The following is a 17,261-nucleotide window of genomic DNA, read 5'->3' on the forward strand; positions in this document are numbered from 1 at the left end:
GTTTCCGCTGGAACGCGCTGCTCAGGGCAGTGCGGTCAGAGTTCGGACCACGTCCGAAGAATGCAGGACATCGGTGACCACGCGATCGATCCGCCCGGCGTCCTCCGCGCCGACGAGCCGTTCGATCTTCTCCAGTATCTGGGCGTGGTCCAACGGGAAATGGTCGACGTCGCCCACCGGATCCGGTGAACCCGCCGACACGGTCTCGCCGGAGACGAGAACGATGTCGACCTCCGCGGCGCGTCGGTCGGGCAGCAGCGCCGTGAGCGCGGGCGACGACTCGACGTCCACCCGTGCGCTGAACTCCTCCGCCGCACGGAAGGTCGCGCTGCCGGGCGTCAGGGTCTCCACGTCGATGCTTCCGGCCACCACCGCGGCGGACACGACGAACGGCAGCGAGAACATCGCACCGAGCCGCGTCGAGGGGTGCCGACCGAACAGGGGTTCCGCCAGCGCGTGGGTGCGGACGCGCACGCTCGCGATGTCGGCGGTATCCAGGTTCGTGCGCAGAGCCTGCACGATGTCGACGGCGGCGTGGGTGTACGAGCAGCTGGCATGGCGCTTCGCGTACCCCTGATCGAGGGCGAACGTGCCGTCCGGCGCGGGTGCGAGCCTGTCGGCATCGAGAGTGCCGACGATGTCCCCCAGGGTCGTCGCCGCCGCGCCGCTGTTGTGCACCAGTCCTGCCGAGGACAACCGTGCGGCGTCGAGTCCCGCACGGACGGCGCCGCCGATCCACAGGTTCCGGGCGAAGTTGCCCGCGAGCACCACGGCCCACGGTGCGACGTGCACGAGCGCGGTCGAGGCGTCGATCGCGGCCGCCGTGCGCTCGGCGTCGAGATCCCACACGACGGCAGCGGCGGCGGCGGCGCCGGTCGCACCCCAGTGTCCGTGGGTGTGCCACTTCGGGTCGCGGGTCAGTGCGGCGCCGAAGCGGGTGGCCACCTCGTAACCGGCCACCACGGCGGCGACGAACCGGTCGCCCGGCACCGCCTGCGCGCTGAGGCGGGCCGCTGCGACAGCGGCCGGAAGCACATGGGCGGCAGGGTGACCCGCCGCGTACTTGTTGCCCTCGTCCAGTTCGAGGCAGCACGAGGCGATCGCGTCCAGGTAGGCCGCGGTCTCCACGCCGGTGTGGGCGCCGCGACCGACGGTGGCCGTCGTGCCCGGTTCGGCTCGCCACCGCGTGAGAAGCGAGGTCAGTTCCGGTGTCCGCGCTCCCGCCAGGGTGACACCCAGAAGGTCGAGCAGCACGGTGCGGATCCGACTCTCGTACGCGGTACCGGTTGCGGGTAGGTCCACGCAGAACCGCGCCAGATCGTCGATGCGTAGTCGCGCCTGTTCCGCTGGAAGGAACGTTGCCGAGTCGGTCATGCGACAACGCTAGGACTGACGCTCGTGCTGGTCAATACATCTGCCGGACGTGATCAGGGCTGCTAGGGTCGGCATCGACAACAGTCAGGCACCCCGGTGTGTCCGGTGTCGATCCGCTCAGCGGAACAGCGTGCACCGTGAACCCAGTCCAGAGGAGAGAATCGAGCCATGTCGGACAGACTTCTCGAGGCCGTCACGGCCGGTGTACGCCACTTCGATCTCGGACGCCAGCTGCGGGTCGGTATGCCGCAGTCGCCGAATCACCCGCAGTTCTGGCACACGCTTCCGCGTCGGCACGGTGACATGACCCGGTCGGACGGCGGCAGCGCCGCGAACGACATGATCACCACCGGAACGCATGTCGGAACCCACATCGACGCGCTCGCCCACGTCTCCCACGAGGGGAAGATGCACGGCGGTGTCGACGCGGCCGAGGCCGGTGTCGGCGGCAAGTACGTCGAGCTCGGCGTGCACACGATCGCGCCGATGATCCGCCGCGGCATCCTGCTCGACATTCCGGCCGTGCGCGGAACCGAGCGACTCGAGGGCGGCGACGAGATCACGGTCGACGACCTCGAGTCCGCCTGCGCCGCTCAGGGTGTCGAGGTGTCGGCCGGCGACGTCGTGCTGATCCGCAGTGGGTGGGCACAGTTGTTCGACGAGGGTCAGCCCTATGTCGGTGGTCCGTCCGGGGTTCCCGGCGTCGGCGAGCCCGGCGCGCAGTGGCTCGCGGCCCGAGAGGTGCACGCTGCGGGCGCCGACACCATCGCCTTCGAACGCCTCGCGCCGGGCGGTGGCCACGCGCTGCTTCCCGCTCACCGAGTCCTGCTGGTGGAGAGCGGCATCTACATCATCGAGGCCCTCGATCTCGAGGAGCTCGCACGCACCCGGACGTACGAGTTCACCTTCGTCCTGGTGCCGCTCAACATCTTCGGCGCCACGGGATCGCCGGTGCGCCCCCTCGCGGTGGTGTCGGCATGACCGAGTCCACACTCGCCCGCACGCTGGCGGAGTTCGCGGTCGAGCACTCGTTCGACGATTTGCCTGCCGACGTGGTGGACAGCATCGGGCTCCGCGTCCTCGACACGCTCGGGATCGCGATCGCCGCCACGGAACTCGACACCAGCGCGATGGCCACCGCGTGGGCGCGGGAGCAGGGCGGTCGAGCCGTCGCCTCGGCCGTCGGAGTGGAGGAGAACCTCCCGCCGACACTCGCGGCCTTCGTCAACGGGGTGCTCGCGCACTCCCTCGACTTCGACGACACCCACCTGCCCTCGGTACTGCACCCCAGCGCGTCGGTGGTACCGGCCGCACTCGCCGCGGCGCAGCAGCACGGTGCCTCCGGCCGGGACCTGGTGCGCGGCATTGCGATCGGCCTCGAGGTGTGTGTCCGCCTCGGCATGGCGGGTTTCGATCCGGAGACGAAGAACTCGGTGTTCTTCGAGAACGGGCAGCACGCCACGTCCATCTGTGGAGCCATGGGCGGTGCGGCCGCTGCCGCGGTGATCGGCGGCGCCTCGGCCGACGGCATCGTCGACACGCTCGGTATCGCGGCGTCGATGGCGGCCGGCATCATCGAGGCGAACCGCACCGGTGGCACGGTCAAGCGCATGCACTGCGGGTGGGCGGCGCACTCCGGCGTGTCCGCGGCGGGTCTCGCTCGGCACGGCATCACCGGACCGCCGACGGTGCTCGAGGGCAGGTTCGGATTCTTTCAGGCGTGGCTGCACCAGAGCGGGCGCGCCGCCGAGATCACCGACGGCCTGGGCAGCACCTGGGCCGCGCCGGGTCTCTTCGTGAAGCCCTACCCGGCCAACCACTTCACGCACGCGGCTCTCGACGCGGCGGCCGCGTTGCGAAGTCGGGGCATCACGCCGGCGGACGTCGAGAAGTACGTCCTCGGTGTCCCGGCCGCGAACCTCCGGACCATCGGTGAACCCATCGAGGTCAAGCGCACACCGCAGACCGGGTACATGGCTCAGTTCAGCGGACCCTACGCGGTGGCGGTGGGCATACTCGGTGGCGGTGGACTCGGTGCGGTACTGGACGACTACACCGACGAGAAGGCCACGTCGACGGAGCGTCGCGACATCATGGCACGCGTCGACGTCGTCCCGGACGCACAGTGCGACGCCATCTTTCCGCACCAGTTCCCGGCCGTTCTCACAGTGCATCTCACCGACGGCACCACCGTCGTCGAAGAGGTGCTGACCACGCGCGGCGGCCCGGAACGGCCGTTGTCGTTCGAGGACGTCCGAGCGAAGTTCACGGCCAACGTCGGCGGTCTGCTGAGCGTGCAGGCAGCCGACGCCTTCGCAGCGCAGTGCGCCGGCCTCGCCGACCTCGAGGACCCGGGCATGCTGTTCGATTCGATTCGCACACTAGGGAATTAGAGTCGGACGCGGGCCAGGATCTCCCGGGCGCCGCGGACCACGGCCTCGTCGACGAAGCGTCCGTCGTCGTCGACCGTGGGTCCGCCGGCCGCCCGGTCGAACAGGTCGACGAGGCGCTCCGCCCGGCGCACGTCGTCCGCGGCCGGTGTCAGGGCATCGTTGATCACGGGCACCTGGCCGGGATGTACCGCGGTGCGAGAGCGGAAGCCCATGTGCACGAAGTGCGCGGTGGTGGTGACGAACGCGTCGAGGTCGCGGAACTCGGTGGAGGTCGGTGCGATCGGTGCCTCCAGACCCGCTGCTGCGCAGCCGATCACGATGTCCGCGCGGATGGCGTCGACCACGTGCTCGGTGTCCGCCGCGCGGGTGATCCGCAGATCGGCCAGCAGGTCCACCTCGCCGATGCCGACGGTCACCAGTCGGGAACTGCTCGCCAGGTCGGTCAGGCCGCGCAGGGCGGCCGCGGTCTCCACCAGACCCACCATCGCGATGTCCGCGTCTCCGAGTCGCTCGTCCGCCTCCGAGAGGGAGGCCGCCCCGCACTTGGCCACGATGATCCCGGTGACGCCGGGTCGCGCCGCCGCGGCGAGGTCCTCGGCGAGGAACTCGGGTGTCACGCGAACCCACACCTGCGCTCCACCGTCGCGCGGACGGTCCAGCCACTGCGCGACATCGCTTCTCGCCGTGTCCTTCTGCGCGAGTGGGACCGCGTCCTCGAGGTCGAGGATGACGGCGTCGGCCGGTCCCGAGACGGCCTTGTCGAACAAGGCGGGCTTCACGGCCGGCACGTAGAGGAACGAGCGCGGCATGCGGCGGGTCATCGGGCGGCCCGCGCTTCGAGGCTCTGCGTGATCGCGCGCGCGGCGGCCAGCACCTGACCGGCGTGCGCCACGTGATCGTCGTCGGCGGTGGAGGAGTAGCGGAAGGCCGGTCCGGAGGAGCTGACCGAGCCGAGCACGTGGCCGGCCGCGTCGAAGAACGGGGCGGCGATGGAGGCGGCGCCGGTGTTGCGCTCGTTGATGGAGGTCCCGTAGCCGGTGTCCCTGATCTCCTGGAGCCGGGCCAGGAACGTCGTCTCGTCGGCGTCCGGAGCGCTTCCCCGCAGCTCCTCGAAGGCCTCGTGCGCGTAGTGCGGCGGAAGGAACGCGAGGATGGCGCGGCTCGAGGCGCCGGAGTGCAGCGGGTACTGCGGGCCGATCTCCACCACCATCTTCACCTCCTGCGGGCTCTCGTACTGGTCCAGGTAGACCCGCCGATGCCCCACCAGGACGGACAACGTCGCCGTCTCGAGGGTCTGCGCACGTAGTCGCCGCAGGATGGGAGCGGCGATGGAACGGACGTCGAGCTGGCTCCATGCCTTCGTGCCGAGTCCGATGGCCGCGGGCCCGAGGGAGTAGGTGGACTCACCCGCCACCGGCTGCACGATCGAGCGCGATGCCAGGGACTGAAGGATCCGGTGCACCACAGCCTTGCTCAGGTCCAGGCGGCGCGCGAGCTCCGTGACACCCAGTGCCCGGTCGGACTGCGCGAAGGACAGCAGGACGTCGGCCACCCGATCCGCCGATTCGGTTCCCGTCGACGCGGAGTCGGTGCCGGTCGAGCTGGTAGTTGCGGCCATGGGGCCAACCTTCCACATTCGCTGAGTACGTGCGCGGCTTCGGCGCGTTCCGCTGAGCGAACCATACCCGTAACAAGAAAGTCATCAAAGAGCCTGTTCTGACCCAGTGATGCGTGTAATACTCAGTACTGCAGGGAATAGCCACCCACTAAGTGGTGCGCTGAGCGGAACACAGGCCGTGTCCTTCGGTCACACGGTTTCCCGAGACTCGGCGCCTCGATCGGCGCGGAAGGCAGATCCAATCATGAGAAAAGTCGTAGGCGTGCTCGCCGCAGTGGCCCTTCTGGGCACGGCTGCGTGTGGATCCTCGTCCGGATCGGACGGTTCGGGTCCCATCAAGATCGGATCCGTGCACCCCACCACCGGTGCGCTGGCCGGTGTCGGTGGACTGATGAACGACGGTGCCGCACTGGCCGTCGAGGACATCAACGGTGCCGGCGGCATCTCCTCGCTCGAGGGGCGTCCACTGGAACTCGTCACCGGTGACAGCCAGGGCAAGGCGGAGGTCGGCCAGAGTGAGGCGCAGCGTCTGATCGACGACGGCGCGGTCGCACTGGTGGGCACCTATCAGAGCGACGTGACGCAGAACGTCGCGTCGGTCGCCGAGCGCTCGCGGGTGCCGCTGGTCATCGACGTCGCGGTCGACGACAAGATCCTCGACCAGGGTTACCAGTACGCATTCCGCATCCAGCCGAACGCCTCCAGCATGGGTACCGACGGCGCCAAGGCGCTCGCGGCCATCGAGGAGCAGACCGGCCAGCCGATCGATCGCGTGTCGTACCTGCACATCGAGGGCTCGTTCGGTGACAGCGTGTTCGACGCCTTCGAGAAGGAGGCCGCGAACCAGGGCATCTCCTCGGTGCAGGAGATCACGTACCCGGCCACCAACTTCTCCGACGCCACGACGCAGGTGCGCGAGGCCGCGGTCTCCAACCCCGACGTCATCGTCGCGACGGGCTATTACCCGGACGGTCTGCTGATCGCGAAGGCCGTCGAGCAGTTGAACGTGAACGTCAAGGGTGTCTACGGCATCGCCAACGGCGCCTTCGACGACAGTTCCTTCCCGGCTGCCGCCGGCACCGCCGGTGAGGGCGTGCTGTCCGCCAACTACCACTTCGATGCCACCAGCGACCGGGTCAACGACATCCGCTCGCGCTTCGAGGAGAAGTACGGCCGTCCGATGGAGACGGCGGCGATGCTGTCCTACCAGGCCGTCGAGGTCATCGCGGCGGGACTCGAGGACGGCGCCGACGCGGATCCGGAAGCGTTGCGCGAGGCCATCTCCGGCGTCACCATCGACGATCCGCTGCTCGCCTTCTCCGGTCCGATCCAGTTCGACGAGACCGGTCAGAACTCCAACGCGACCGTCATCGTGATGCAGGTGCGCGACGGCCAGGTCACCCAGGTCTTCCCGGACGAGTTCGCCACCGAGGCCATCGAGTTCCCCGCGGGAGCGGGCCGGTGACGGTCGTCGCCGAGAGCGCGGCCACGGAGAAGACCCGGCGCGCCGTGAATCCCGGCGTCGCCGTCGGGGGAGCGCTCGTGGTGATCCTCGCCGTCATCTTCTTCGTCGGCGGCAAGGACCAGGGCCTGGTCGGCCAGGCCATCGTGTCCGGTCTGCTGCTCGGCGGGGTCTACGCGCTGATCTCGGTCGGCCTGACACTCATCTTCGGTGTGCTCGGCATCGTGAACTTCGCCCAGGGCGCGATGCTCACCCTGGCGATGTACATCGTGTACGCGCTCTCGACGGCGGGGTTGCCCGTCTACGTGGCAACGCTTCTCGCAGTCCCCGTCATGTTCGTGTTCGGCATGATCGTGCAGGCCACCCTGCTCACCAAGCTCACCATCGGCGGGAGCCACGAGGGGCCGCTGCTGGTCACCCTCGGGTTGTCGTTGCTCATCATCAACGTGCTCCTCATGGTCTTCGGTGGTCGGCCCAAGTCGGTGGAGGCGCCCGTGGACGGATCGATCTCGATCCTCGGCACCGTCGCGGCCTGGCCTCGGGTGCTCGCGTTCGTCGGTGCCGCGGTCGTGGCGATCGCGCTCAAGTCGGTGCTCGAACGCACGCGCCTCGGGTTGTCGATCCGCGCGGTGGCGTCGAACTCGGAGGGCGCCAAGCTCGTCGGAGTCGACATCGGCCGGGTCTACGCGCTGACGTTCGGTATCGGCGCGGCCTGCGTGGCCGTCGCCGGCGGTCTCATGACACCGTTCACGTCCCTCACCCCGTCGGTGGGCGAGCAGTTCACGATTCTCGCCTTCGTCATCGTGGTGCTGGGCGGTCTCGGCAGTGTCGTCGGAGCCATGGTCGGCGGCATCGTCATCGGTCTGGTCCAGACGGTCGGCGCCCTGTACCTCCCCGGTACCGGATCGCTGATCCTCGTCTTCGCCGTGTTCGTCATGGTGCTCTTTCTCAAGCCCGAAGGTCTGTACGGAGGACGCCGATGACCACCACGACGGATGTCTCGACGGACTCCGCGTCCGACACGCGGCTGAAGGACTCCTGGCTGCGACGCCAGTTGCTCACGCTCGTCATCGGATTCGTGGTCGTCGCCGCGTTCCCGCTCGTGCTCGGCGAGCAGGCGCAGACGGTCGCTGTCCGGACATTGATCTTCGCGATCATGGCGGTCGGCTGGAACCTCATGAGCGGCTTCGGCGGCATGTTCAGCTTCGGTCACGCGGCGTTCTTCGGCATCGGCGCGTACACCGGTGCGTATCTGCTGGTGGAGCACGGCATCTCGCCGTGGATCTCCATGCTCGTCGGCGCCGTGGTGTCCGCCGCGGTGGGCACCACCATCGCCTACCTGTGCTTGCGCTACCGGCTGGCCGGGTCGTACTTCGCCCTGGCGACGTTCGCCTTCGCGCAGATGTTCCTGCTGCTCGTGCAGAATCTCGAGGTCTTCAACAAGACCGAGGGCTTCAACGTGCCGATCCTGCCGCGTGATTCGTGGTGGATGCTGCAGTTCGAGAAGGGCAGTGCCACCTACCTGTGGATCCCGTTGGTGATCCTGGCGCTCGCGGTGCTGGGCACCATCTTCTACGTCCGGTCCCGCCCGGGGCAGTACGTGCAGGCGATCCGTGACGACGCCACCGCGGCAGCCTCTCTCGGCATCGACACGATGAAGTACCGGCTCATCGCGGTCGCGGCGAGCTGCGCCCTCACGGCCGTGGCCGGCGTGTACTACGTGCAGTACTACTTCTTCGTGGGACCCGAGCAGGCATTCGGATCCGCGGTGTCCGTCGAGGCCATCGTCCCGGCCGTCATCGGCGGCATCGGGACCATCTGGGGACCGGTGCTCGGCGCCGCGGTCATCGGGCCGCTGTCGGAGCTCATCAACGAGCTGCTGCGCAACCCGCCCGCGTTCCTCGAGTTCCTCCAGGGATCCATCGGACTCGACGTGGCGGTCTACTCGGTGATTCTCATCCTGATCGTGATCTTCCTGCCCAAGGGGATCTTCGGCACGATTCGCGAGAGGTGGCGCAAGTGAGCGTCCTCAGTATCGAGAATCTCAGCAAGTCGTTCTCGGGCATCCACGCGGTGCGCGACGTCAGCATCGACGTCCCGGACGAGCAGTTTCTCGGCATCATCGGCCCCAACGGCGCCGGCAAGACCACCCTGTTCTCGCTCTTGGCCGGCGAGCAGCCGCCGACGTCGGGTCGCGTGATCTTCGACGGCACCGACATCACGGGGTGGCCCGCGGACCGCATCGCGCGCGCTGGGTTGGTGCGTACGTTCCAGTTGATGCGGCCGTTCGAGTCGATGTCCGTTCTCGAGAACGTCACCATCGCCGCACTGTCCAAGCGTAAGTCGCGGAAGGACGCGCGTCGGCACGCTCTCGAGGTACTCGACCGGGTGCAGCTGTCCGACCAGGTGGGCGGGACGGTGTCGACGATGTCGACGGCCGGACTCAAGCGCCTGGAGCTGGCCCGCGCTCTTGCCATGGAACCGCGGGTGGTCCTGCTCGACGAGGTGCTCGCGGGACTCGTTCCGGCGGAACGTGCGCCGATGATCGAGCTGCTGCGCTCCCTGCACAGCGGCGGGCAGACCGTCCTGTTCGTCGAACACATCATGGCCGCGGTCATGGCGTTGTCCGAGCGTCTGGTCGTCATGCACGAGGGCGCGGTCCTCACAGCGGGGGATCCGCGCACCGTCATCGAGGACCACCGCGTCGTCGAGGCCTATCTGGGTGAGGAGACCGCATGATGCTCGAGATCGACGATCTGCACGCCGGCTACCGGCGACTGGAGATCCTGCACGGTGTCACGATGCATCTGGAGAAGGACGAGATCGTCTCTCTCATCGGAGCCAACGGCGCCGGCAAGACCACGACGCTGCGCGCCCTGTCGGGTCTGGTCACGCCCAGCAAGGGCCGCATCATGTTGGACGGCAACGACATCAGTGGCAACCGCGCCGATCGCATCGTCCGGTCGGGACTGGTGCACGTCGCCCAGGACCGCGCACTCTTCGGTTCGCTGCCGGTCTCCGAGAACCTGGAGATGGGCGCGTACACCCAGAAGCGTGGGTCCACGAAGGAGTCGCTCGACCGCGTCTTCGATCTGTTCCCCATTCTCGCCGAGCGGCGGACCCAGCGCGCGGACACCATGTCCGGCGGTCAGCAGCAGATGCTGGCCATCGGCCGCGCCATGATGTCGAAGCCGCGTGTGCTCACGCTCGACGAACCGTCCGTCGGCCTGGCGCCGAAGCTCGCCGCCGAGGTCCTCGAGGCCATCGTGCGGATCCGCGAGACCGGGGTGACCGTGCTGATCGTCGAGCAGAACGCCGCACAGGCACTCGCGATCTCCGACCGCGCCTACGTCATCGAGAGCGGATCCATCGTGCTCACCGGTACAGGAGCCGAGCTCGCCCACGACGATCGCGTCAAGGCTGCGTACCTCGGCATCTGATGCCGCACCTCTCGTCAGGAGTTTCTTCGTGCGATTGCTCGCATACACCCCCATCCATGTCGACTTCGCCGAGTTCCGGCGACGTCAGGAGCGGTACGACGCACTGAGCCCGGTGGGCGTGTCCGTCGTCCTGCGCAACATCGGTCCCGATGCTCCGCGCGCGTTGGACACCGAGGCCGACGTCCGAGCGTCCGAAGTGGCGCTGGCCGCCGCCTTCCGCGTGTCCGATCCGGACGAGTTCGACGGGTACCTGCCCGACTGCGTGCTCGATCCGTGTGCGGAGGAGGCGGACTCCTTCGAGCGTCCCCTGTACGGACTGACGCGACTCACCGCGTCGTTCTACGCCTCGCAGGGCCACCGCCTCGGCGCCCTCGCCCGCAATGCCGCCATCGCTGCCGAACTCGACCGCCGCGTGGCGGGTTACGGCATCCCCGCCGAGCCGACCGTCGTCATGGACCTGTCGTTCGACGACATCGCGGACTCGCGGGCCTGGGCCGACGCGGTCACCGTCCACGCTCGTGCGCTGACGTGTTCGGTGGCCATCAACGCGTGCTCGGCGGTCGATCTCACCGGGCCGCGAACCACACCGCTGGTCGTGGATCCCACGGCCACCGCCCTGCGCCTGCTCGCACTGCGCGACGAGCTGGAGCCGGCATCGTGAGCGCGGACGGACCCGATCTGATCGTCGCCGGCGCCGGCGGCGGACTGATCGCCGCGCTGCGTGCCGCCGAGCACGGACTCGACGTGCTGGTCGTCGAGGCCAGCGACCACTTCAAGCGCGGCAACAACACTGCGATGTCGACGGCCATGATCCCCGGTGCGGGGTCCCGCTGGCAGCGTGAGGCGGGCATCGAGGACTCCCCGGAGACGTTCGTCGAGGACGTGCTCCGCAAGACGAAGGGCACGGCCGACGCAGAACTCGCCGGAGCCCTCGCCCGCGTGAGCGCGCCACTCGTCGAATGGATGGCGGATCACCTCGAGGTGCCGTTGTCGCTGGTCACCGATTTCGCCTACCCCGGTCACTCGGCACTGCGCTGCCACACCGTCGAGGGTCGGCACGGAAGCGTGTTGCTGGAGCACCTGGTGCGCGCGGTGACGGCGGAGCCGCGCATCGACGTTCTGGCACCGGCCCGGCTGACCGACGTCCGCGTCGACGACGGTCGCGTCACCGCCGCGGTGATCACGCTCCCGGACGGATCGACCGAGACGATCCCCACCGACGCGGTGCTGTTGGCCACCAACGGGTACGGCGGCGACCACGAGCGGGTCGCCACCCACGTCCCCGAGATCGCGCATGCTCGCTACCACGGCAGCGAGCACTCCCGCGGAGACGCGCTCACCATCGGTGACCGTCTCGGCGCCGCGACCGCGTATCTCGATGCGTACCAGGGGCATGCGGCGCTGTCGAAGAAGGCGTCGACCCTGGTCGGGTGGGCCACCGTCATGCACGGGGGCGTCGTCCTCGACCTCACGGGACGACGCTTCGGTGACGAGACGACGGGCTACTCCGAGTACGCCGCCCATCTCGCGGCCCGCCCGGAGTCCGAGGGCGTCATCGTCATCGACCGCGACATCCACGACAAGTGTCTGTCGTTCACCGACTTTCGTCAGACGGTCGATTCGGGCGCCGTCGTGTGGGCGGACACGCCGGCCGAGCTGGCCGACGCGCTGGGGCTCCCCGCCGATGCCGTCGTCGACGAACTCGCGGCCGTCGAGAGGTACGCGCGGGGTGAGGAGTCGGACCCGCACGGGCGCACCTCGTTCGAGCACGAGCTCACCGGGCCGTACGCGGCGATCCGCATCGTCCCCGCGCTGTTCCACACCCAGGGCGGCCTCGTCGTCGACGGGAACGCTCGGGTCCTGCGAACCGACGGCACCGCGATCGAGGGACTGTTCGCCTCCGGCGGCGCTGCGATGGGCATCTCGGGCCACGGCGCCGCGGGGTACCTCGCCGGCAACGGATTGCTGCCCGCACTCGGACTCGCTTATCTGGCCGCAGATGTCGTGGCCGGTACTCATCACTAGAGAAGGATTGTCATGACGAAGCTTCTGATCACCAATGCCCGAGTCGTACGTCCGGGCGCCGATCATCCCGAGGACGGCGAATTCCTCGACCTGCTGATCGAGGACGGGAAGTTCACCCGCATCGAGGCGGGGATCGATCCGTCCAGCGCCGACACCGTCATCGACGCCGCCGGCAAGGTCGCGTTCCCCGGAGTGGTGGACGCGCACCAACACTGGGGCATCTACAACCCGTTGGGCGAGGACGCCTACACCGAGTCCAGGGCCTGCGTGCAGGGCGGTGTCACCACCTCGCTGTCCTACATGCGCACCGGTCAGTACTACATGAACACCGGCGGCTCCTACGCCGACGTGTTCCCGACGGTGCTCGAGGCCACCGAGGGCAAGCCGTTCGTCGACTACGCGTACCACCTCGCGCCGATGTCGAAGGAGCACATCGCCGAGATCCCCTCGCTCATCACCGATCACGGTGTGACGTCGTTCAAGATCTTCATGTTCTACGGCAGCCACGGGCTGCACGGGCGCTCGACCGACCAGAGCGAATTTCTCATGACGCCGGAGGGCGAGCGCTACGACCTCGCGCATTTCGAGTTCGTCATGCGCGGCATCCAGGCCGCACGGGAGCAGCTCGGTGACAAGGCCGATCACATCTCGCTCTCGCTGCACTGCGAGACCGCCGAGATCATGAGCGCCTACACCAAGCTCGTCGAGGAGGAGGGAACGCTCACCGGCCTCGCGGCGTACAGCGCCTCGCGTCCACCGCACTCCGAGGGGCTCGCGGTCACCATCGCGTCGTTCCTCGCCGACGAGACGCAGCTGCCCAACATCAACCTGCTGCACCTCTCCTCCCGCAAGGCCCTCACCGCCGCGATGCGGATGGCGAAGGCGTTCCCGCACGTCAACTTCCGTCGCGAGGTGACCATCGGTCACCTGCTCGCCGACATCGACACCGCCTACGGACTGGGCGGCAAGGTCAACCCGCCGCTGCGCCCGCGCGACGACGTCGAGGCCCTGTGGGAGCACCTGCTCGGCGGCGACATCGACTGGGTGGTCAGCGATCACGCGTGCTGCAAGGACGAGAAGAAGTTCGCCGAGGACCGCGGCGACATCTTCGCGGCCAAGTCGGGATTCGGCGGCGCCGAGTACCTGCTGCCGGGACTGGTCAGCGAGGGCCGCAAGCGCGGACTCAGCTGGCGCCGCATCGCGGAGCTGACGTCGCTCAATCCCGCTCGTCGCTACGGACTTCCGGGCAAGGGCGAGATCGCCGTCGGTATGGACGCCGACCTGGCACTGGTCGATCCCGATCACACGTGGACGGTGCGTCCCGAGGATTCGGAGTCCACGCAGGAGTACACCCCCTTCGAGGGCTTCGAACTCGGCGCGAAGGTCACCGACACGTTCGTGCGTGGACATCGCGTGCTCGACAACGGCGCTGTCGCGGGGGAGCCCACCGGCCGCTACCTGCACAGGCCCTACAAGTGACCGGGCCCCTGGAGGGGATTCGCGTTCTCGACGCGTCCACGATCCTCGCCGGTCCGCTGGTCGCCCAGATCCTCGGCGACTTCGGTGCCGACGTCGTCAAGATCGAGCACCCCACCAAGCCCGACGGGATGCGCGGTCACGGCCTGGACAAGGACGGGCACCCGTTGTGGTGGACGATGGTCAGCCGCAACAAGCGCGGCATGACGCTGAACCTCGGCAAGCCCGAGGGGGCCGACGTCTTCCGCAAGCTCGTCGCGGACGCCGACGTGGTGGTGGAGAACTTCCGGCCGGGCACCCTCGAGAAGTGGGGCCTCGGTTACGACGTGCTGTCCGAGATCAATCCGGGTCTGATTCTGTTGCGTGTCACCGGTTTCGGCCAGACCGGTCCCTACTCGACGAGGCCGGCGTTCGGCACTCTGGTCGAGTCGATGAGCGGGTTCGCTCACCTCACCGGCTCGGCCGACGGACCGCCGACGCTTCCCGCCTTCGGTCTGGCGGATTCGCTGGCCGGTATCGCGGGATCGTCGGCGGTCTCGATGGCCCTGCTGCACCGGACGAAGACCGGTAAAGGCCAGCAGATCGATCTCGATCTGCTGAGCCCCATCATGACGGCGGTCGGGCCCGGCATCATCTACGCCGACCAGTTGGGCATCGACCAGGAGCGCACCGGTAACCGGTCGAGCAACAACGCGCCCCGCAATCTCTATCGGACCAAGGACGAGCACTGGCTGGCCATCTCCACCAGTGCCAACTCCATCGCCGAACGCGTTCTCCGCCTCGTCGGTCACCCGGAGGTTCTCGACGAGCCGTGGTTCGCGACGGGTCGTCAGCGCGCGGCCCACGCCGACCTGCTCGACGGATACGTCGGTGGGTGGATCGCCGAGCGCACGCGCGACGAGGTGATCGCGGCCTTCGAGGAGGCCGGCGCGGCGGTCGCCCCCGTCTACAAGCCGAGCGAGCTGCTCGACGATCCGCAGGTCAACGCCATCGAGATGGTCACCACAGTCGAGGACGACGCTCTCGGGCCGGTGCGCATGCAGAACGTCATGTGGCGCATGGGGGAGAGCCCTGGCAGCATCCGCCACACCGGACGTCCGCACGGCGCGGACACCGACACCGTGCTCGCCGAGCTCGGTCTCAGCGACGACGAGGTGCGAACCCTGCACGAGACCGGCATCGTCTGACCGCTCGAGTGGGCACACTGGTGTCCATGACGTCAGCACACAGTGTCGCGAAGGATCTCGGTCGTCGGCTTCTCTGGTGGGGCGGCGGCAGTGTCGCGGTCGGTGCCGCCGCAGCGTTGGGCGGCGGCTCTCCCGCGGTCCGTGCTTTCGGCATCCAGACCGCGGGCTGGGGTGCCATCGATCTCGCCATCGCCGGGATCGGGGCGGCCCGGTCCACCGAGGTTGCGGCCGACAAGCTGCGGAAGACCTTGTGGATCAACACTGGACTCGACGTCGTCTATGTCGCCCTGGGTGCACATCTCCTGTACCACCGGCCCACCTTCGGCGGGAGGGTGACGCCGCAGCAGTCCTCCGGGCACGGTGCCGCAGTCGTCGTGCAGGGTGCGGCTCTCCTGGTGCTCGACAGCGTGCACGCGAAACGCTTGTGACTCAAGACTCGGCATACCGCCCGGTCCGAGGGGCACACTGGACTGGAGTCCGCGGACCGACGTGGGCCTCGTGGCCGGTGCGTCCGTCGGGGGCGCACCGGCCGCCCTCATTGTGTGGCTGAAATACCCACCGTGTAATTCTCATCGGTCAAGTACCGACACATGCTTTTGTTGCGGCATGCCCACTTTTCGGTAACACTCACCACATCAGTCACATGAGTCACGTGAGTCACACAGTCGATCGGTGGGGGTCGGAGTATGCGAGCACGAAGTCGGCAGATCGCGGTGGGGGCCGCGCTGACGTTGGTGGCCAGCGGTCTGGGTGTGCTGTCGGCACCGGTCGCGTCCGCGGAACCGTGCGGTGGTCTCGGTGGCCCCGGCTCGTCACTGCTGGGCAGCTTCTTCGGTAGCAGCGGATCGAGTGGCGGCGGGGGCAGCAACCCGCGCGGGACTCAGCAGCCGCTCGCCCCGATCCGCAGTGGGAACACACAGTCCGTGGGGTGGGTGACCGGACCTCTCAGCGCCAACAACACGTACGACCGTTTCGGCATCTCGGGTACCGATCTCGGCATCAGCTGGGACAACGGCGCAGGCCAGACGCTCATGGCGTTCGGTGACTCCTTCGGCAACTGCTCGGTGAACGGGCAGCAGTGGCGCAATAACCTGCTGCTGCGGTCCAGCGACGACAACCTCTCCGACGGCATCACCGTTCCCGACGCCGTGCCCGGCGACAGCGCGTCCGGCTCCATCGTCCTGCCGGCGACGCCTCGGTACGCCGAGCAGATCGTCCCGACGCTGCGGTTGCCGGAGATCGAGGTGACCACCATCCCGACAGCTGCCATCGCCATCGACGGTGTGCAGTACCTGAATTACATGTCCGTGCAGAGTTGGGGAGCGCCCGGCCGGTGGGTCACCAACTTCTCGGCTATCGCGACGTCGAGGGACAACGGGCAGAGCTGGACGACGGACCCGATGACCATTCGCGTCAACAAGGGCGTCACGATTCCCGGTGTCGCTCAGGTCAACGAGGCCAACGGCCGATTCCAGATGAACGCATACGCCAAGGGTCCCGACGGCTGGCTGTACCAGTTCGGAACGCCCAACGGCCGTTTCGGTGCAGCCTTTCTCGCCCGTGTGCAACCGGCGGACATCCTCGACCTGACGAAGTACGAGTACTCCACCGGTGATGTCGCGCGCCCGTGGTCGACCGATGTCGCCGATTCGAAGAAGGTCGTCGACGAACCGGTCAGCGAGCTCAGCGTCTCGTGGAATGCGTACCTGAAGAAGTACGTGATGCTCTACGGCGATGAGAACCAGGGCTCGATCGTCGCCCGCACCGCCACGGATCCGCAGGGACCGTGGAGCCCGATGACAACTCTGCTCGGGCGTGCGGAGACCATCGGCGGCGTCTACGCCCCGTACATCCACCCGAAGTCGAGTGGGCGTGACCTGTACTTCACCGCCTCGCGCTGGTCCGACTACAACGTGATGCTGTTGAAGTCGGATCTCGATGCGCTGAAGTGACGGCTACTTCGGCGTGATGCGTTGTGCCGCTTCGCTGTCGGTGGACTCGTAGTTCCGGCCCATCTCGGTGAAGGTGTCGGCGAGCGACGACGCGATCGCGATGTGCGCCTGAAGCAAGGTCGACAAGGACCCCGGCCCACCCACCGCGAGCTCGGAGTACTTGCGCGCCAGCGCCAGGCCGGAGGGGAGGGTGCCGAAGCCTCCGCCGTGCCGCTGCGCTTGCAGTGATTCGCGGATGGGGATGATGCCCTCGGCGAATGCAGAGCACGCGGCGGCGCAACGCCTGGCCGCTTCGTCGCTGATCTGCAGGCGGTCCAACTCGCTCATGGTGACT

The 17,261-nt window shown here is 68.1% G+C and carries 17 protein-coding genes; 13 read left to right on the forward strand and 4 right to left on the reverse strand.

The genetic code is table 11. The features are described 5' to 3' along the window. Positions 1–21: 21 nt before the first annotated feature. Complete coding sequence (locus BR07_RS23635; RefSeq protein WP_051613122.1) at positions 22–1,374, reverse strand: MmgE/PrpD family protein; 1,353 nt, start codon at positions 1,372–1,374, stop codon at positions 22–24. Between the two features lie 168 nt (positions 1,375–1,542). Between BR07_RS23635 and BR07_RS0106615 the strand changes: the two genes are divergently transcribed. Further along, entirely contained in the window at positions 1,543–2,355 is an 813-nt protein-coding gene (locus BR07_RS0106615; RefSeq protein ID WP_027504751.1) for a cyclase family protein, read from the forward strand. Beyond that, positions 2,352–3,767, forward strand: a complete 1,416-nt coding sequence (locus BR07_RS0106620) for an MmgE/PrpD family protein (RefSeq protein WP_027504752.1) — start codon at positions 2,352–2,354, stop codon at positions 3,765–3,767. Before BR07_RS0106615 ends, BR07_RS0106620 begins: the two co-directional genes overlap by 4 nt. Here BR07_RS0106620 and BR07_RS0106625 read toward each other — a convergent pair. Further along, positions 3,764–4,576 carry an HpcH/HpaI aldolase/citrate lyase family protein gene (locus BR07_RS0106625; RefSeq protein ID WP_037185079.1) on the reverse strand — a complete coding sequence of 271 codons (813 nt, stop codon included), beginning with the start codon at positions 4,574–4,576 and terminating at the stop codon, positions 3,764–3,766. The two genes, BR07_RS0106620 and BR07_RS0106625, sit on opposite strands and share 4 nt — an antisense overlap. An 8-nt stretch (positions 4,577–4,584) precedes the next feature. Beyond that, a complete protein-coding gene (locus BR07_RS23640) occupies positions 4,585–5,385 on the reverse strand; it encodes an IclR family transcriptional regulator (protein ID WP_037184784.1) in 801 nt (266 codons plus the stop codon). A 244-nt stretch (positions 5,386–5,629) separates the two neighbouring features. On the opposite strand from BR07_RS23640, the gene BR07_RS0106635 reads away from it, so the two are divergent. The 11 genes from BR07_RS0106635 to BR07_RS0106685 all read left to right on the forward strand — a co-directional run bounded on the left by BR07_RS0106635 (position 5,630) and on the right by BR07_RS0106685 (position 16,927). Beyond that, positions 5,630–6,850, forward strand: coding sequence for an ABC transporter substrate-binding protein (locus BR07_RS0106635; protein ID WP_027504754.1), 1,221 nt, complete (start codon positions 5,630–5,632; stop codon positions 6,848–6,850). Then, positions 6,847–7,830: a branched-chain amino acid ABC transporter permease gene (locus BR07_RS0106640; RefSeq protein WP_027504755.1), complete on the forward strand. Its 984-nt coding sequence runs from the start codon at positions 6,847–6,849 to the stop codon at positions 7,828–7,830. The genes BR07_RS0106635 and BR07_RS0106640 overlap by 4 nt, the downstream gene beginning before the upstream one ends. Beyond that, entirely contained in the window at positions 7,827–8,870 is a 1,044-nt protein-coding gene (locus BR07_RS0106645) for a branched-chain amino acid ABC transporter permease (RefSeq protein WP_027504756.1), read from the forward strand. Before BR07_RS0106640 ends, BR07_RS0106645 begins: the two co-directional genes overlap by 4 nt. Next, the gene (locus tag BR07_RS0106650; protein ID WP_197027740.1) at positions 8,867–9,586 is read left to right on the forward strand and encodes an ABC transporter ATP-binding protein; all 720 of its coding nucleotides are present in this window, start codon (positions 8,867–8,869) and stop codon (positions 9,584–9,586) included. The genes BR07_RS0106645 and BR07_RS0106650 overlap by 4 nt, the downstream gene beginning before the upstream one ends. Further along, positions 9,583–10,287 (forward strand): ABC transporter ATP-binding protein, encoded by a 705-nt coding sequence (locus tag BR07_RS0106655; RefSeq protein ID WP_027504758.1) that lies wholly within the window; start codon positions 9,583–9,585, stop codon positions 10,285–10,287. The genes BR07_RS0106650 and BR07_RS0106655 overlap by 4 nt, the downstream gene beginning before the upstream one ends. Before the next feature lie 28 nt (positions 10,288–10,315). Then, positions 10,316–10,948 (forward strand): hypothetical protein, encoded by a 633-nt coding sequence (locus tag BR07_RS0106660; protein ID WP_027504759.1) that lies wholly within the window; start codon positions 10,316–10,318, stop codon positions 10,946–10,948. Further along, positions 10,945–12,312, forward strand: coding sequence for an FAD-dependent oxidoreductase (locus BR07_RS0106665; RefSeq protein WP_027504760.1), 1,368 nt, complete (start codon positions 10,945–10,947; stop codon positions 12,310–12,312). The genes BR07_RS0106660 and BR07_RS0106665 overlap by 4 nt, the downstream gene beginning before the upstream one ends. A 12-nt stretch (positions 12,313–12,324) precedes the next feature. Then, positions 12,325–13,791 carry a dihydroorotase gene (locus tag BR07_RS0106670; protein ID WP_027504761.1) on the forward strand — a complete coding sequence of 489 codons (1,467 nt, stop codon included), beginning with the start codon at positions 12,325–12,327 and terminating at the stop codon, positions 13,789–13,791. Next, positions 13,788–14,975, forward strand: coding sequence for a CaiB/BaiF CoA transferase family protein (locus BR07_RS0106675; RefSeq protein WP_027504762.1), 1,188 nt, complete (start codon positions 13,788–13,790; stop codon positions 14,973–14,975). The genes BR07_RS0106670 and BR07_RS0106675 overlap by 4 nt, the downstream gene beginning before the upstream one ends. Before the next feature lie 26 nt (positions 14,976–15,001). Then, positions 15,002–15,403: a DUF6992 family protein gene (locus BR07_RS0106680; RefSeq protein ID WP_027504763.1), complete on the forward strand. Its 402-nt coding sequence runs from the start codon at positions 15,002–15,004 to the stop codon at positions 15,401–15,403. 258 nt (positions 15,404–15,661) lie between these two features. Then, a complete protein-coding gene (locus BR07_RS0106685) occupies positions 15,662–16,927 on the forward strand; it encodes a DUF4185 domain-containing protein (protein WP_027504764.1) in 1,266 nt (421 codons plus the stop codon). 3 nt (positions 16,928–16,930) lie between these two features. Here BR07_RS0106685 and BR07_RS0106690 read toward each other — a convergent pair whose 3' ends face one another. Further along, positions 16,931–17,254 carry a hypothetical protein gene (locus BR07_RS0106690; protein WP_027504765.1) on the reverse strand — a complete coding sequence of 108 codons (324 nt, stop codon included), beginning with the start codon at positions 17,252–17,254 and terminating at the stop codon, positions 16,931–16,933. Positions 17,255–17,261 lie beyond the last annotated feature (7 nt).

The organism is Rhodococcus sp. UNC23MFCrub1.1, from assembly GCF_000686025.1.
GTDB lineage: Bacteria > Actinomycetota > Actinomycetes > Mycobacteriales > Mycobacteriaceae > Rhodococcoides.

Bases quoted from the DNA above. Each gene is read 5' to 3' on its own strand.
- BR07_RS0106620 (WP_027504752.1), top strand. From the start codon at position 2,352: ATGACCGAGTCCACACTCGCCCGCACGCTGGCGGAGTTCGCGGTCGAG.
- BR07_RS0106680 (WP_027504763.1), top strand. From the start codon at position 15,002: ATGACGTCAGCACACAGTGTCGCGAAGGATCTCGGTCGTCGGCTTCTC.
- BR07_RS23640 (WP_037184784.1), bottom strand. From the start codon at position 5,385: ATGGCCGCAACTACCAGCTCGACCGGCACCGACTCCGCGTCGACGGGA.
- BR07_RS0106615 (WP_027504751.1), top strand. From the start codon at position 1,543: ATGTCGGACAGACTTCTCGAGGCCGTCACGGCCGGTGTACGCCACTTC.
- BR07_RS0106655 (WP_027504758.1), top strand. From the start codon at position 9,583: ATGATGCTCGAGATCGACGATCTGCACGCCGGCTACCGGCGACTGGAG.
- BR07_RS23635 (WP_051613122.1), bottom strand. From the start codon at position 1,374: ATGACCGACTCGGCAACGTTCCTTCCAGCGGAACAGGCGCGACTACGC.
- BR07_RS0106685 (WP_027504764.1), top strand. From the start codon at position 15,662: ATGCGAGCACGAAGTCGGCAGATCGCGGTGGGGGCCGCGCTGACGTTG.
- BR07_RS0106635 (WP_027504754.1), top strand. From the start codon at position 5,630: ATGAGAAAAGTCGTAGGCGTGCTCGCCGCAGTGGCCCTTCTGGGCACG.
- BR07_RS0106625 (WP_037185079.1), bottom strand. From the start codon at position 4,576: ATGCCGCGCTCGTTCCTCTACGTGCCGGCCGTGAAGCCCGCCTTGTTC.
- BR07_RS0106670 (WP_027504761.1), top strand. From the start codon at position 12,325: ATGACGAAGCTTCTGATCACCAATGCCCGAGTCGTACGTCCGGGCGCC.
- BR07_RS0106690 (WP_027504765.1), bottom strand. From the start codon at position 17,254: ATGAGCGAGTTGGACCGCCTGCAGATCAGCGACGAAGCGGCCAGGCGT.
- BR07_RS0106645 (WP_027504756.1), top strand. From the start codon at position 7,827: ATGACCACCACGACGGATGTCTCGACGGACTCCGCGTCCGACACGCGG.